The organism is Streptomyces sp. B8-7 (assembly GCF_058833805.1).
On sequence record NZ_JBYRRL010000005.1, the window covers coordinates 285,549 to 299,317 of the forward strand.

Sequence of the window (13,769 nt, forward strand, 5' to 3'; positions counted from 1 at the left end):
CGGCCACCGCGAGGACGAGCCGTCTGCCCCACCCCACCCCACCCCACCCCGCATCGACCGGCCACGCAAGGCCGCGAACGGCGGTGAGGGGACGTGTCGGGGGGTGCCCGCCCGCAGCGGCCGGCGCGGGTCCCCCGCCCCCTACCGGCCCACCCCACCGCCGGCCCGAGGACGGGTACCCCCCGGCGCGGCCCCGCCCCACCCCGTCACCCGAAGCGCCCCCGCGGAACCGTCCTGCGCCGCGGGCAGCGGCGCGCACGCACGGCTTCAATGCCCCGGTGCCGCAGCGCCGTGGGGCGCCGTCCGAGCACCCCGCCGACCGCGGTTCCCCTCCGTCACGCGCCGGCCCGCCCCGCCGCGGCGCCGCCCGCGGCACCCCCCCCACCGGGCCGACGCCGGCCCGCCCACGTTCCGCCCCTGATCACGGCGCCCGTACGATGCGCCCAGCCGCACATCCGTTCAGCCGCCGACCCAGGAGCCCGTCACCCGTGTCGATACCTCCGCCGCCCGGCCCGCAGGGCCCGTACCCCGCACCGGGCCCCTACCCCGCACCGGGCCCGTACGGACCCCACGGACCCCACGGACCCCACGGGCCCCAGCCCCACCCGCAGTCGTGGCTCCCCCAGGCACCCCGGCGTCCGCCGGTCAACGGCCTCGCCATCGCCTCGCTGGTGTTCGGCATCCTCTGCTTCGTACCGGCCCTCGGGCTGGTCCTGGGCCTGCTCGGGCTGTGGCAGATCGGACGCACGGGCCACCGCGGCCGGGGCATGGCGATCGCCGGAAGCGTGCTGTCCGCGGTCGGCCTCGCCCTGTGGGCGCTGCTGTTCACGACGGGCGCGGCGTCCGAGGCCTGGCGCAGCGTCAGGGAGGACGTGACGGTCTCGGTCGGGACAGGGCACTGCTTCGACACCGCGTCCGGCTCGCTGGAGGGCTTCGCCTACGACGTGGAGGAGGTGCCGTGCGCGGGCCGCCACGACGGCGAGGTGTTCGCCACGATCACCCTGCCCGACGGGCCGTACCCCGGGGACTCGGGCGTCACGGACCTGGCCGCGGACGGGTGCTACGCCCGCAAGGACGACTACGCCATGGACACCTGGGCCGTCGCGGACGACGTCGACCTGTACTACCTCACTCCGACCCGGGGGAGCTGGCGTCTGGGGGACCGCGAGATCACCTGCGTCTTCGGCAACACGGACGCCGAGGGCACGCTGACCGGGTCGCTGCGGGCCGACACGACCACGCTGGACGCGCACCAGCTGGCCTACCTGGAGGCCGTCCGCGCGCTCGACGAGGTCGTCGAGAAGGAGCCCGAGGCCTACCCGGACGAGGACCTGCGGGCGAACACGAGGTGGGCGCGCACCATGGAGAGCGCGCTGGACGAGCAGGCGGCGGTGCTGCGCGGGCGCACCTGGTCGGCGCAGACGCGTAGGCCCCTGGCGGCGCTCGCCGCCGAACTGGAGGCCAGGGCGGACGACTTCGGCAGGGCGGCGAGGGCGAAGGACGAGGAGGCCTTCTTCGACCCGTACCTGTCCGGGTACGACTTCGTGGACGGCGAGGCGACCGTCGACGCCCGCGAGGCGCTGGACCTGTCGACGACCCCGCCGGTGTACGGCGACGGCGAGGACGGCAGGGGCGACGAGGGCGGCAGCGGCGGCGCGGGCGCCGGGGACGGCCGCATCCAGGTGTGACCTCGGGCCGGCCCCGGCCGTCCCCGGGCCCGGCCGAGGTGTGAGGGCGGCCATAGCGGGGAGAAAGTGCCTGCGTAAAGCCCCCGGCCCGCACAAGTCATCACATCGAGTGATTCCCTGGCCTTTGCTTGCACGGATCAACCCACGGTTGCCAGTCTGTTGCTGTCTGTACAATCTGATGGGAGCGGCCAGTGACATTCGGTGAGCAGCCGGCGTACCTGCGTGTCGCGGGTGATCTCCGCAAGAAGATCGTCGACGGTTCGCTGCCACCGCACACCCGGCTCCCGTCCCAGGCGCGGATCCGCGAGGAGTACGGCGTCTCGGACACCGTCGCGCTGGAGGCGCGCAAGGTGCTCATGGCGGAGGGCCTGGTCGAAGGCCGCTCCGGCTCGGGGACCTATGTGCGCGAGCGCCCGGTTCCCCGCCGCGTCGCGCGCTCGGGGTACCGTCCGGCGAGCGGCGCCACACCGTTCCGTCAGGAGCAGGCGGACGCGGCCGTGCGCGGCACCTGGGAGTCCAGCAGCGAGCAGACCGTGGCCGGCCACGCGGTCGCGGACCGTCTGCGGATCGAGCCCGGAGACAAGGTGATGTGCACCCGGTACGTCTTCCGGGAGGCCGGTGAGCCGATGATGCTGTCCACCTCGTGGGAGCCCCTGGCCGTGACGGGGCGGACGCCGGTGATGCTGCCCGAGGAGGGACCGCTGGGCGGCATGGGGGTCGTGGAGCGCATGCGGGCCATCGACGTGATCGTCGACAACGTCACCGAGGAGGTCGGCGCCCGCCCGGGCCTCGCGGAGGAACTGCTGGCGCTCGGCGGTGTGCCGGGCCACGTCGTGGTGGTCGTCCACCGCACGTTCTACGCCTCCGGCCGCCCGGTGGAGACCGCCGACGTGGTCGTCCCCGCGGACCGCTACCGGGTCGCGTACCACCTGCCGGTGAGATGAGTCGGCGTACCACCTGCCGGTAGGACAGGTCGCGTACCACCTGCCGGTGAGACAGGTCGCGTGCCACCTGCCGGTGAGACAGGGGGAGGTGACGGCCTCTCCCGTGACCGCGGCCGCGGTCACGGCCGGGTGCCCGACGGAACACGGGTCCCGCGGGCACCCCCGGCCCCGCGCGAACCGGTGCCGTGGCGAGGTGATCTGACGCCCCGGCGGGACCACGCGCACCGGCGCGCGGAGTCCCCCGGCGCACTCTGCCGCGCGCCCCGTTGGGTTTCGGTCGTTCTCCCAGGTGGCCCTGGGTGTCCGCGGAGCGCCGCCGCAGGCGCGCGCCGCAGCGCGTGCGCGGCCTGCTCGCCGTTGTGCGCCCGGGGGCGGCTGGCCGGTTGACTGCGTCCCGGATACCTCTTTGTGAAAAGCCGTGTTCGCTCAGTGAAGGCAGGGCGTAGGCTCAGGCATATGCGGAGTGCGGTTTCCCCGGTGGGCGGAGCGTGGCGCGGACCGCGGACGGGATGTGGAGGGGCGCGATGACCGACGGCGGCACCATCCCCCTGCCCTGGCTGGTCATACGTCAGGACGACAACGGCAATCGCTACCGTGTGGGCCGGTACGCCACCCGGGACGAGGCCCAGAAGATCGCCGACAGTCTGGAGACGCGCGGCCACCAGCAGCTCTACCTGGTCGAACGCGTCGGCCAGAACGGCAACGGCGCGCGCGACTGACCGCCCCGCGCGACCGGCTCCGGCCGCGGAGGCCCGGTGCGCCCTCCCGTAGGCTCCGGCGCATGAGGGAACACACCGTGGTGGTCGGCGCCGCGCTCGTGAAGGACGGGAGGCTGCTGGCCGCGCGCCGCAGCGCGCCCCCCGAGCTGGCCGGGCGCTGGGAGCTGCCGGGCGGGAAGGTCGAGCCCGGCGAGATGCCCGAGGCGGCGCTGGTACGGGAGTTGCGCGAGGAACTCGGGGTCGGCGCCGAGACGCTGGCGCGGGTGCCGGGGGAGTGGCCGCTGCGGCACCCGTACGTCCTGCGGGTCTGGACCGCCCGACTGCTGCCGGACTCCTCGGAGCCCGAGCCCCTGGAGGACCACGACGAACTGCGCTGGCTCGCTCCGGGCGAGCTGTGGGACGTGGACTGGCTGGACCAGGACGTGCCGGCGGTCCGGGCCGTCGCGGCCGCGCTCACGCGGCAGGAGGGCTCCGGCTAGAAGGCTGCTGAAAATCTGGTGTGCTGGCCCCGGCTCCGTGGAGTCGGGGCCAGTCTTGTAGGCATGCAGGGGGAATGGGGGCTGGGGAGCCGGTCGGGCCGGATGCGGAGACGTGCCGGGAGCTGATCCCGGCGGGGAGTGTGTTCGCGTTCCTGGCCGAGCACCGCGAGGTGCTGTTCCCGGCGGAGATGTTCGCGGACATGTATCCCTCGTCCAACGGCCGTCCGAGTCTGCCGCCACAGGTCCTGGCCGCGACCGTGGTGCTGCAGAGCCTGCACGGGCTGTCGGACTTCGAGGTCGTTCAGGGTATGGGCGCGACCTGCGGTGGGACTTGCCGGGCTCGGCCTGCACGACACGCCGCGTTCGATCCGTCGTTGTTGACGTACTTCCGGCGCCGCCTGCGCAACTCGGCCGATCCGACGCGGATCTTCACCAAGGTCAAGGAGGTCGTGGCCGCGACCGGGCGTCAGGGCAAGCAGCGGCGGGCGCTGCAGACCACCGTCCTCGATGACGCGGTGGCCACCCAGGACACCGTCACCCAGATCATTTCCGCGATCCGGCGGGTGATCCGAGAGGTTCCCGGCGGCCAGGAGACGGCCGGCCTGTGGTGCATGGCCCACGACTACACCAACCCGGGCAAACCGAGGATCGCCTGGGACGACGAGACGGCCCGCGCCGCGCTGGTCGACGCGCTGGTCGCCACCGACGCCCTCAACCTGCTCGGACACCTGCCCGAGCAGAACCTGCTGGCCCTGGTCGCCGGACAGGACGTGGAACCCGCCAAGGACTCCGACGGCCGCGACGGCCGCTGGCGCATCGCCAAGCGCACAGCACCCGACCTGGATGGGCGTCCACCGTCGACCCCGACGCCCGGCACAGCCAGAACCGCACCCGCCACCAGGACGGCTTCAAGGAACATGTCTCCTTCGAGCCGGAGACCGCACTGTTCACCGCCGTCGCCCTGACCGGCGGCTACGGGCCCGGCAACCACGAGGCCGCCATCGCCGCCGACCTGCTGGCCGACGAAGAAGAGGGCACGGAGTTAACCGTGCTCGGCGATTCCGCCTACGGCACCGGCGAACTGCGCGAGCGCCTTCAAGGCCAGGGCCACACCCTGGTGATCAAACCGCCGCCGATCCTGATGGCGTCCGGCGGCTTCACCATCGACGACTTCCGCCTCGACCTGGCCGCCGGCACCGCGCACCCGCCCGGCCGGACACACCGCCAACCTCGGGCAGGTCAAAGCAGACGGCGCCCGCACCGCCCAGTTCAAACGCCTCTGCGCCGACTGCCCCCTGCGGACGCTGCACCACCTCCAAGACCGGACGCACCGTGAACGTCCACCCCCAGCACGCTCGAACTGCTGGCCGCCGCCACCAGGCCGCCACCGACCCCGCCTGGCAGGACCTATACTGCCGATGGCGGCCCCCCGGCGCCGCCCATCGCCCTGCTCGCCCTGCAAGGAACTCCGCGCAGAGTCCCACGCGGCGGTGGATCGCCAACAACAGCGGCTCGACATCACCGCCGCCGCCGCAGCTCCGCCGCGGGGCGCCACCACCTCGGAAGGGAGGGAGGAGTACAGTCGACCCGGACACGGCCCGACCCCCGCCACCGCATAGGGAAAGGGGCCATCCGGCCTCAGGCCGGACAGCCCCCAACAAGATTTTCAGCAGCCTTCTAGGGCGTGTTCCGGCCGTGGCGTCGTCCGCCCGGAGGCCGGGGCCCGCGGCGTCCGGTGCCGGGGGCACCTCCCACGCCCGTGAGGCAGTGGGCAGCATCGCAAGGCGGAGGGCCGTCCGCGTACCGGGCGTCCGCGGACGCCCCCGACAACGCGACGAGGTGCCGTACCGGACGCCGCGGGCCGGGCGTGCCGTACCGGACGCCGCGGGCCGGGCGGGACTTCCGAAACACGCCCTGGTGCCCGTGACGGTCGCACTCCGGAGCGCGCAAGGCGCGAAGGCGCGGCCGGGGCGTCTCCGCCTGCGCCGTTCGTGCCACTGTGCGCCTCCCCGGACGGTACGGGCCCCCGATAAAGGGTATGGGGCCATTAACCCCATGAAATCGGACATGGGTGGGCTGGCCGGCCTGGGAAGTGATCGGCGTGATCGATACCGGAGGCGACCGCGCCGAGTGGACCTTCCCGGCGCACCCCGGCGCCGTGCGCACCGCACGCTCCTGTGTGCGCGGCCAGCTGGACGCCTGGCAGCTCGACAGCGTGGGTGACGTCACCGCCCTCCTGGTCAGCGAACTGGTGACCAACGCGCTGCGTCACGCCACCGGCCCCATCGTGGTGCGCCTCGTGCGCCTCGCGGGTCCTCCGGAGACGCTCCTGGCGGAGGTCTCCGACCCCCTGCCGGACCCGCCCCGCAGACGCGTCGCCCGGCCCGAGGACGAGGGAGGGCGCGGCCTGCAACTGGTGGCGTCCACCTCCCGCCGCTGGGGCACCCGCCCGGGCGAGAGCGGCAAGACGGTGTGGTTCGAACTGGCCGTGCCCGACTGAACCGGTGCCCCGGGGCCCGCCCGACCGCCGCCCCGGCCGGTCATCGCCGGGAGCAGGTCGAGCCACCCGCCGCCCCCGGCTCCCCACATGCCCCGGCTCCCCACGTGCCCCGGCTCCCCCCCACACCCCAACTCCCCGCCCGGCCCCGGCTCTCCGCGGGACCCCGACCCGCCACCGGCCGCCCGGTCGGCCGCGGGGACGGCCCCGGCCACCCGCCGCGGCGGGCCGGACCGGCCCTCGCCGGCCCGCCGCGGCGCCAGCTCGCGGGGGTGGCACGGGTGTACAGCGGGAGCACCGCCGTCCAGCAGCCCCTTCCAGCCGCCGAGACGTCACATCCGGTGTGGTTCGAGGGCGTGTGCGCCGGTTAGAAGTCTGGAAGTGTTCTCGCAGCGAGGTCCGAAAAACCGTCGGGCCGAGCTGTGATCGTGAACACCGTGTCGTGCGGCCCCGTTGTACTGGATACTGCGGGCAGCCGCCGCCGGTGACCGGTGCCGGACGCGGTGAGCTGGAGGGGACGGTTCGCGTGAGCGGGATACCAGCGAAGGGCGCGGAGTCCGAGGACCCGTCGGACGGCGTGACGACCGGGCCCGGGGGCGCCCCGGTGGCCGGCGGACCGGCCTTCGACCCGATGTGGCAGAGCAGCCCGCCCGGCTCGATGTACGACTACATCAAGGTCGCCTCCTTCTCCATCGGCCCCGACGGGCTCGTCGACCAGTGGAGCCTGCGCGCCGAGCAGATCTTCGGCATCCGGGCCGAGGACGCCGTCGGCATGGACCCGATAGAGACCTTCGTCGACCCCGACCGGCGCGAGCGCGGCCAGCGCAAGATGGCGGAGATCCTCGACGGCCGGGAGTGGACCGGGGTGATCCCGTTCCGGACACCGGACGCACCGGACGGCACCCCGGGCGGGGACGCGCTCGCCGAGGTCTACGTGATGCCCACCCATGCCGAGGACGGCGCCAAGGCGGCCGTCTGCATCGTCGTGGACGTACAGGTGTTGCGCACCATCGAGACCGATCTCGCGGCGTCCCAGGCGATTTTCGGCCAGTCCCCGTTCGGGTTCCTGCTGATCGACCCCGAGTTGAAGGTCCGCCGCGTCAACCATCGCTTCGCCTCCCTCTTCGGAGGCCTGCCCGACGACCACCGCGGGAAGGGAGTGCACGACTACCTCCCGCGCGCGGAGGCCGAGCGGGTCTCCGCCACCCTGCGACGGGTCCTGGAGACCGGCGACTCCGTCACCGACATGCACGTCACCGGTTTCGCCCCCGGCTCCGAGGACCGCAGGCACTGGTCCGTCAACCTCTACCGCGTGCACAGCGGCAGCGGCCGCCCCATCGGCATCGCCTGGCTCGGCATCGACATCACCGCCCGCCGGGCCGCCGCCCGCGAGGCGGCCGCCGCCCGGCGCAACCTGGCCCTGCTCAACGAGGCCGGGGCGCGCATAGGCAACTCGCTCGACCTGGAGACCACGGCGCGCGAACTCCTCGACGTCGTCGTCCCCGGCTTCTGCGACCTGGCGACCGTCGATCTCTACCAGGGGCTGCTGGCCGGTGACGAGACCCCGCCCGGCCTCGCCGACGGCAGCGCCGAGCTGCGCCGCGTGGCCTTCGCCAGCGCCGTCTCCGACGTGCCCTTCGCGCTGGCCGACTCCCCGGTCGCGGTCGGAGCCGTCCACCACTACGCGTTCAACTCGCCCTGCGCGGACGCCCTGCGCACCGCACGGCCGCGCACCGTGCCCGCGCCGGAGGGCGCCCTGGTGCAGTCCACGCTGGCCGTCCCGATGGTCGCCCACGACACCGTCGTCGGGCTCGTGCAGTTCTCCCGCACCAAGGGCAGCGAGCCGTTCGGGGACCGGGACCGCGACCTGGCCGTGGAACTCGCGGCCCGCGCCGCGGTCTGCATCGACAACGCCCGGCTGTACCGGCGCGAGCACGAACGGGCCCTGATACTGCAGCGGTCGCTGCTGCCGCCCGGAGACCCCGTCGCCTCCGGTCTGGACATCGCCTGCCGCTATCTGCCCGGCAACGCCTTCACCGGACGGCCCAGCGAGGTCGGCGGCGACTGGTTCGACGTCATCGAACTCCCCGGCCACCGCACCGCGCTGGTGGTCGGGGACGTCATGGGGCGCGGCCTGCGCGCCGCCGTCGCCATGGGCGAACTGCGCACCGCGGTCCGCACCCTGGCCCAGCTCGACCTGGAGCCGGCCGAGGTGCTGTCCCAGCTGGACGAGATCGCCCGCGGCCTCGGCGCGCCGGGCGGCGTGCAGCAGGCCACCCGCACCGCGCGGCGTCCCCGTGAGGCGGAGCCCTCCGAGGTGTACCTGGCGACCTGCGTGTACGCCGTGTACGACTCGGTGACCCGGCGCTGCACCTTCGCCAACGCAGGCCACCTGCCCCCGGTGCTGGTGGAGCCCGGCGAGGCGGCGCTGATGCTCGACGTGCCGCCGGGCATGCCCCTCGGTGTCGGAGGCGAGCCCTTCGAGGAGGTCGAGGTCGAACTGCCCGAGGGCGCGCTGCTCGCGCTGTACACCGACGGCCTGGTCGAGTCCCGCGACCATCCGCTGGACGAGGGCCTGCAGGCCTTCGTCGGCGCGCTGACCGACCCGGCGCTGCCCCTGGAGGACGTCTGCGACCAGGTCCTCCACACCCTCGACAGCCACCACGGCGAGGACGACATCGCCCTGCTCATGGCCCGGGTGCAAGGCCTGCCCGCGGACTCCGTCGGCGACTGGACGCTGCCGCGTGAGCCGCGCAGCGTGGGCCGGGCCCGCGAGCACGCCCGCGCCCAGCTGCAGGCGTGGGACCTGGAGGGCCTGGTCGACACCACCGAGCTGCTGGTCAGCGAGCTGGTCACCAACGCCCTGCGCTACGGCGAGGGGGAGATACGGCTCCGGCTGCTGCTCGACCGCACGCTGGTCTGCGAGGTCTGGGACTCCGGCCTCGTCCAGCCGCGCCGCCGCCGGGCCCGGGACACCGACGAAGGCGGCCGCGGCCTCCAGCTCGTCGGTCTGCTCAGCGAGGCCTGGGGCTCCCGGCGGACCCCGCGCGGCAAGACGGTCTGGTTCGAACTCCCGCTGCCCGACGGCGAGAACAGCCCGGTGGACCCGGCGGAGGCCCTGCTGAGCCTGTTCTGAGCACCGGCCGCCGCCCGCCGCGGAAGCCCGCCCGCCGCGGAAGCCAGCCCCGCCCGGGACCGTCCGGCCCGGCTGCTCCCACGGCGGCCTACCGCGACCCGCGGCGGCCTACCGCGACCCGCGGCGGCCTACCGCGACCCGCGGCGGCCCCGCCCCGCGCCCGCCCGCGCCCGGCGCTCCACCGGCGGAGCGCCGGGGCCGGTGCCGGTCCCCGCCACCGGGGCGGGCCGGCGGCACGGGACGTGCCCGCCCGCCGCCCGCACGCGGGAGCCGGCCCGCGGCCTCAGGGCTGCCGCGAGCGGCGTCCGATCTTCGAGCCGAGCCACACCAGCGGGTCGTACTTGCGGTCCACCGCGCGCTCCTTGAGCGGGATCAGCGCGTTGTCGGTGATGCGGATGCCCTCGGGGCAGACCTCGGTGCAGCACTTGGTGATGTTGCAGTAGCCGAGGCCGTGCCGGTCCTGGGCGGTGGCCCGGCGGTCCAGGCCGCTCTCGGCGGCCGCGTCCAACGGGTGCATGTCCAGTTCGGCGACCCGCATCAGGAAGCGCGGACCGGCGAAGACGGGCTTGTTCTCCTCGTGGTCCCGGACGACGTGGCAGGTGTCCTGGCACAGGAAGCACTCGATGCACTTGCGGAACTCCTGCGAGCGGTCCACGTCCTGCTGCATCATGCGGTACTCGCCGGGAGCCAGCCCGGCCGGCGGCACGAACGCCGGGATCTCGCGGGCCTTGGTGTAGTTGAACCCTACGTCGGTGACGAGGTCGCGGACGACGGGGAACGCCCGCAGCGGTGTCACCGTGACGGTCTCCGCGGGGTCGAACACCGACATGCGGGTCATGCACATCAGCCGCGGCCGGCCGTTGACCTCGGCCGAGCACGAGCCGCACTTGCCCGCCTTGCAGTTCCAGCGCACCGCGAGGTCGGGGGCCTGGGTGGCCTGGATGCGGTGCACGATGTCCAGCACCACCTCGCCCTCGTTGACCTCCACGCTGAAGTCGGCGAGCCCTCCGCCGTCCTGGTCGCCCCGCCACACCTTGAACCGGGCCTGGTAGCCGCTCACTCGTACAGCTCCTCCTCGGCGAGGTACTTGACCAGCTCCTCCTTGTCGAACAGGGCGAGCAGGTCCGGGCGGATGGGTTCGGCGGTCTCCCGCACGAGGTCGATCCGGCCGGAGGCCGGGCCGACGGCGGACGGTTCCGGCGCCGGTCCGCGCCGGGGTCCGGCCTCGGCCGCGGACGCGTGCCGCGGTCCGGGTTCCGGCGCCGGACCGGGCCGGGCTCCGGGCTCCGGCCCGGCGAGCCGGCACAGCAGGTTCACCCGGCGCCAGGACCGTTCCATCGCAGGACGGTCCTCACGGGTGTGCCCGCCGCGCGACTCGGTGCGCTCCAGCGCGGCCCGCGCCACACACTCGCTGACCAGCAGCATGTTCCGCAGGTCCAGGGCGAGGTGCCAGCCCGGGTTGAACTGGCGGTGCCCCTCCACCCCGGCCCGCCGGGCGCGGTCGCGCAGCTCGGCCAGCCGTTCGAGGGCCTGCCGCATCTCCGGCTCGCGGCGGATGATGCCCACGAGGTCGTTCATCGTCTGCTGGAGTTCCTGGTGCAGGGTGTAGGGGTTCTCCGGCGGCCCGGCCGACGCCGCGTCCTCGGCCGAGAAGGGCCGCAGCGCCTCCGCCGCGGCCGCGTCCACCTGCGCGGCGTCCACCGCGGGCCGCGCACCGGCCAGGTCCGCCGTGTACGCGGCGGCGTGCAGGCCCGCCCGGCGCCCGAACACCAGCAGGTCGGACAGGGAGTTGCCGCCCAGCCGGTTGGAGCCGTGCATGCCGCCGGCCACCTCACCGGCCGCGAACAGGCCGGGCACCCCGCGTGCGGCGGCCGACTCGGAGTCGACCGCGACACCCCCCATGACGTAGTGGCAGGTAGGGCCGACCTCCATCGCCTCGGCGGTGATGTCGACGTCCGCCAGCTCCTTGAACTGGTGGTACATCGACGGCAGCCGCCGCCGGATCACCTCGGCGGGCATCCGGGTGGACACGTCCAGGAAGACCCCGCCGTGCGGGGAGCCCCGGCCCTCCTTCACCTCGGCGTTGATCGCGCGGGCCACCTCGTCGCGGGGCAGCAGCTCGGGCGGCCGCCGGTGGCGGTCCGGGTCGTCGTACCAGCGGTCGGCCTCCTCCTCGCTCTCGGCGTACTTGTCCTTGAACACCTCGGGCACGTAGTCGAACATGAAGCGCCGGCCGTCGGAGTTGCGCAGCACCCCGCCGTCGCCGCGCACCGACTCGGTGACCAGGATGCCCTTCACGGACGGCGGCCAGACCATGCCGGTGGGGTGGAACTGCACGAACTCCATGTTCAGCAGGGGCGCCCCGGCGAGCAGGGCGAGGGCGTGGCCGTCGCCGGTGTACTCCCAGGAGTTCGACGTGACCTTGAAGGACTTGCCGATGCCGCCGGTGGCGATCACCACGGCGGGCGCCTCCAGCACGAAGAAGCGGCCCGACTCGCGCTCGTAGGCGAAGACGCCGCTCACCCGGCCCTGCGCGTCCTTGAGGACCCGGGTCACCGTGCACTCCTGGAACACCTTCAGCCGGGACTCGTGGTCTCCGGTCTCCCGGTGGTCCTCCTGCTGGAGGGCGACGGTCCGCTGCTGGAGGGTACGGATCAGCTCCAGGCCGGTGCGGTCGCCGACGTGCGCCAGGCGCGGGTACTCGTGGCCGCCGAAGTTGCGCTGGGAGATCCGCCCGTCCTTCGTACGGTCGAACAGGGCGCCCCACGTCTCCAGCTCCCACACCCGCTCCGGCGCCTCCCGGGCGTGCAGCTCGGCCATCCGCCACTGGTTCAGGAACTTCCCGCCCCGCAGGGTGTCGCGGAAGTGGACCTGCCAGCTGTCGTGCTCGTTGGCGTTGGCCATGGCCGCCGCGATACCCCCCTCGGCCATCACCGTGTGCGCCTTGCCGAAGAGCGACTTGCAGATCACGGCCGTACGGGCGCCCCGCTCGCGGGCCTCGATCGCGGCGCGCAGGCCGGCACCGCCCGCCCCGACCACGACGACGTCCCACTCCTGGCGGTCCACTTCGGGCATCAGAAGAACCTCGGATCGTCGAATACGCCGGACGCGACGAGATACACGTAGAAGTCGGCGAGCGCCACACTCACCAGGGAGGCCCAGGCCAGCAGCATGTGGTGGCCGTTGAGCTGGCCCACCCACCGCCACATGCGGTAGCGGACGGGGTGCCGGGAGAAGTGCCGCAGCTTCCCGCCGACGATGTGCCGGCAGGAGTGGCAGGACAGCGTGTACGCCCAGATCAGCCCGATGTTGACCAGCAGGACGAGCGTCCCGAGCCCCATGTGGCCCCAGGCGTACGTCTCGTCGCGGAAGGCGAGCACGGTGTCGTACGTGAGGATCCCGGCGACGGGCAGCGCCGCGTAGAAGAAGTAGCGGTGCAGGTTCTGCAGGATCAGCGGGAAGCGGGTCTCACCGCTGTACCCGGTGTGCGGTTCGGCGACCGCGCAGGCCGGCGGGGACGCCCAGAAGCCCCGGTAGTAGGCCTTGCGGTAGTAGTAGCAGGTCAGCCGGAAGCCGAGCGGGAAGACCAGGATGATGATCGCCGGCGACAGGCCCCACCAGCTGCCGAACAGAGCCCAGTTGGGGCCGCCCCGCATCGGCACGCAGCTCTCCGCGAGGCACGGGGAGTAGAACGGGGAGACGTACGGCGCCGCGTAGTAGTGGGTGTCGGCGAAGGCGCGCCAGGTCGAGTAGACGATGAAGGCGAGCAGCCCGGCGGCGGTGGCGGCGGGCGCCAGCCACCACCGGTCGGTCCGCAGGTGTCCCGCCTCGATCGCGGCGCGCGTCGCGGAGCGGACGCCGCCGCCGTGCGGATGGGGCTCCGTGTCGGTGGCCAAGTCGTGACTCCCTCGGTTCGGCGACATGGGTGCGGGGAGCGGGAGCAGGAGCAGGCTGGGCGGCGGACGGGCTCAGGGGGCGTGCCGGTCGCGGGCGCCGAGGCCCTCGTCGTCGATGTCGACCCACAGACTGCCGTCGTACGGGGTGTCGGGGATGGTGAGCAGCTCCGGACGGCGCTGCGGCTCCGCCCCGGCAGGGGCGGCCGAGTCCCGCAGCAGGGCCACGCTCTCCCGCAGGTGGTCGGCGTCGGCCCGGACGCGGCGTATGTCCAGGCCGCCGCGGCCGAGCTGCTGCTCCAGACGGCTCACCGAACGGTTCAGGTCGTCCAGACAGCGCTGGACCGACGTCAGGTCGTCGTGCACGGACATGGTGTGACCTCTTTTCCATCGGCTGTGCGGCCGGGGCCGGC

General features: G+C 73.7%; 11 protein-coding genes and 1 pseudogene. 8 read left to right on the forward strand and 4 right to left on the reverse strand.

Annotation, left to right across the window (positions count from 1 at the left end):
- The first annotated feature begins 488 nt into the window (after positions 1–488).
- The 8 genes and pseudogenes from AC5K6T_RS25495 to AC5K6T_RS25530 all read left to right on the forward strand — a co-directional run bounded on the left by AC5K6T_RS25495 (position 489) and on the right by AC5K6T_RS25530 (position 9,463).
- Complete coding sequence (locus AC5K6T_RS25495) at positions 489–1,688, forward strand: DUF4190 domain-containing protein (RefSeq protein WP_493212577.1); 1,200 nt, start codon at positions 489–491, stop codon at positions 1,686–1,688.
- A 191-nt stretch (positions 1,689–1,879) separates the two neighbouring features.
- Positions 1,880–2,632: a GntR family transcriptional regulator gene (locus AC5K6T_RS25500; RefSeq protein ID WP_493212579.1), complete on the forward strand. Its 753-nt coding sequence runs from the start codon at positions 1,880–1,882 to the stop codon at positions 2,630–2,632.
- Between the two features lie 524 nt (positions 2,633–3,156).
- Positions 3,157–3,351: an SPOR domain-containing protein gene (locus AC5K6T_RS25505; protein ID WP_493212581.1), complete on the forward strand. Its 195-nt coding sequence runs from the start codon at positions 3,157–3,159 to the stop codon at positions 3,349–3,351.
- Positions 3,352–3,413: 62 nt separating this feature from the next.
- The gene (locus AC5K6T_RS25510) at positions 3,414–3,830 is read left to right on the forward strand and encodes a (deoxy)nucleoside triphosphate pyrophosphohydrolase (RefSeq protein ID WP_493212582.1); all 417 of its coding nucleotides are present in this window, start codon (positions 3,414–3,416) and stop codon (positions 3,828–3,830) included.
- A 74-nt stretch (positions 3,831–3,904) separates the two neighbouring features.
- Positions 3,905–4,126, forward strand: a pseudogene (locus AC5K6T_RS25515) (transposase); the annotation flags it as partial.
- A gap of 311 nt (positions 4,127–4,437) precedes the next feature.
- Positions 4,438–5,166 carry a transposase gene (locus AC5K6T_RS25520; RefSeq protein WP_493213465.1) on the forward strand — a complete coding sequence of 243 codons (729 nt, stop codon included), beginning with the start codon at positions 4,438–4,440 and terminating at the stop codon, positions 5,164–5,166.
- Between the two features lie 735 nt (positions 5,167–5,901).
- Complete coding sequence (locus tag AC5K6T_RS25525; protein ID WP_493212584.1) at positions 5,902–6,330, forward strand: ATP-binding protein; 429 nt, start codon at positions 5,902–5,904, stop codon at positions 6,328–6,330.
- 523 nt (positions 6,331–6,853) lie between these two features.
- Entirely contained in the window at positions 6,854–9,463 is a 2,610-nt protein-coding gene (locus AC5K6T_RS25530) for a SpoIIE family protein phosphatase (protein WP_493212586.1), read from the forward strand.
- A 283-nt stretch (positions 9,464–9,746) separates the two neighbouring features.
- Here the strand turns inward: AC5K6T_RS25530 and AC5K6T_RS25535 are convergent, their stop codons facing one another.
- The 4 genes from AC5K6T_RS25535 to AC5K6T_RS25550 all read right to left on the reverse strand — a co-directional run bounded on the left by AC5K6T_RS25535 (position 9,747) and on the right by AC5K6T_RS25550 (position 13,728).
- Positions 9,747–10,523, reverse strand: a complete 777-nt coding sequence (locus tag AC5K6T_RS25535) for a succinate dehydrogenase/fumarate reductase iron-sulfur subunit (protein ID WP_493212588.1) — start codon at positions 10,521–10,523, stop codon at positions 9,747–9,749.
- On the reverse strand, positions 10,520–12,538 hold the full coding sequence (locus AC5K6T_RS25540) for a fumarate reductase/succinate dehydrogenase flavoprotein subunit (protein WP_493212590.1): 2,019 nt from the start codon (positions 12,536–12,538) through the stop codon (positions 10,520–10,522). The genes AC5K6T_RS25535 and AC5K6T_RS25540 overlap by 4 nt, the downstream gene beginning before the upstream one ends.
- Entirely contained in the window at positions 12,538–13,359 is an 822-nt protein-coding gene (gene sdhC / locus AC5K6T_RS25545; protein ID WP_493212592.1) for a succinate dehydrogenase subunit SdhC, read from the reverse strand. Before sdhC ends, AC5K6T_RS25540 begins: the two co-directional genes overlap by 1 nt.
- Before the next feature lie 72 nt (positions 13,360–13,431).
- Positions 13,432–13,728, reverse strand: coding sequence for an Rv0250c family protein (locus AC5K6T_RS25550; RefSeq protein WP_493212594.1), 297 nt, complete (start codon positions 13,726–13,728; stop codon positions 13,432–13,434).
- Positions 13,729–13,769: the final 41 nt, after the last annotated feature.

Coding starts and splice junctions, on each gene's coding strand:
- AC5K6T_RS25505 (WP_493212581.1), top strand. CDS start 3,157: ATGACCGACGGCGGCACCATCCCCCTGCCCTGGCTGGTCATACGTCAG.
- AC5K6T_RS25510 (WP_493212582.1), top strand. CDS start 3,414: ATGAGGGAACACACCGTGGTGGTCGGCGCCGCGCTCGTGAAGGACGGG.
- AC5K6T_RS25540 (WP_493212590.1), bottom strand. CDS start 12,538: ATGCCCGAAGTGGACCGCCAGGAGTGGGACGTCGTCGTGGTCGGGGCG.
- AC5K6T_RS25550 (WP_493212594.1), bottom strand. CDS start 13,728: ATGTCCGTGCACGACGACCTGACGTCGGTCCAGCGCTGTCTGGACGAC.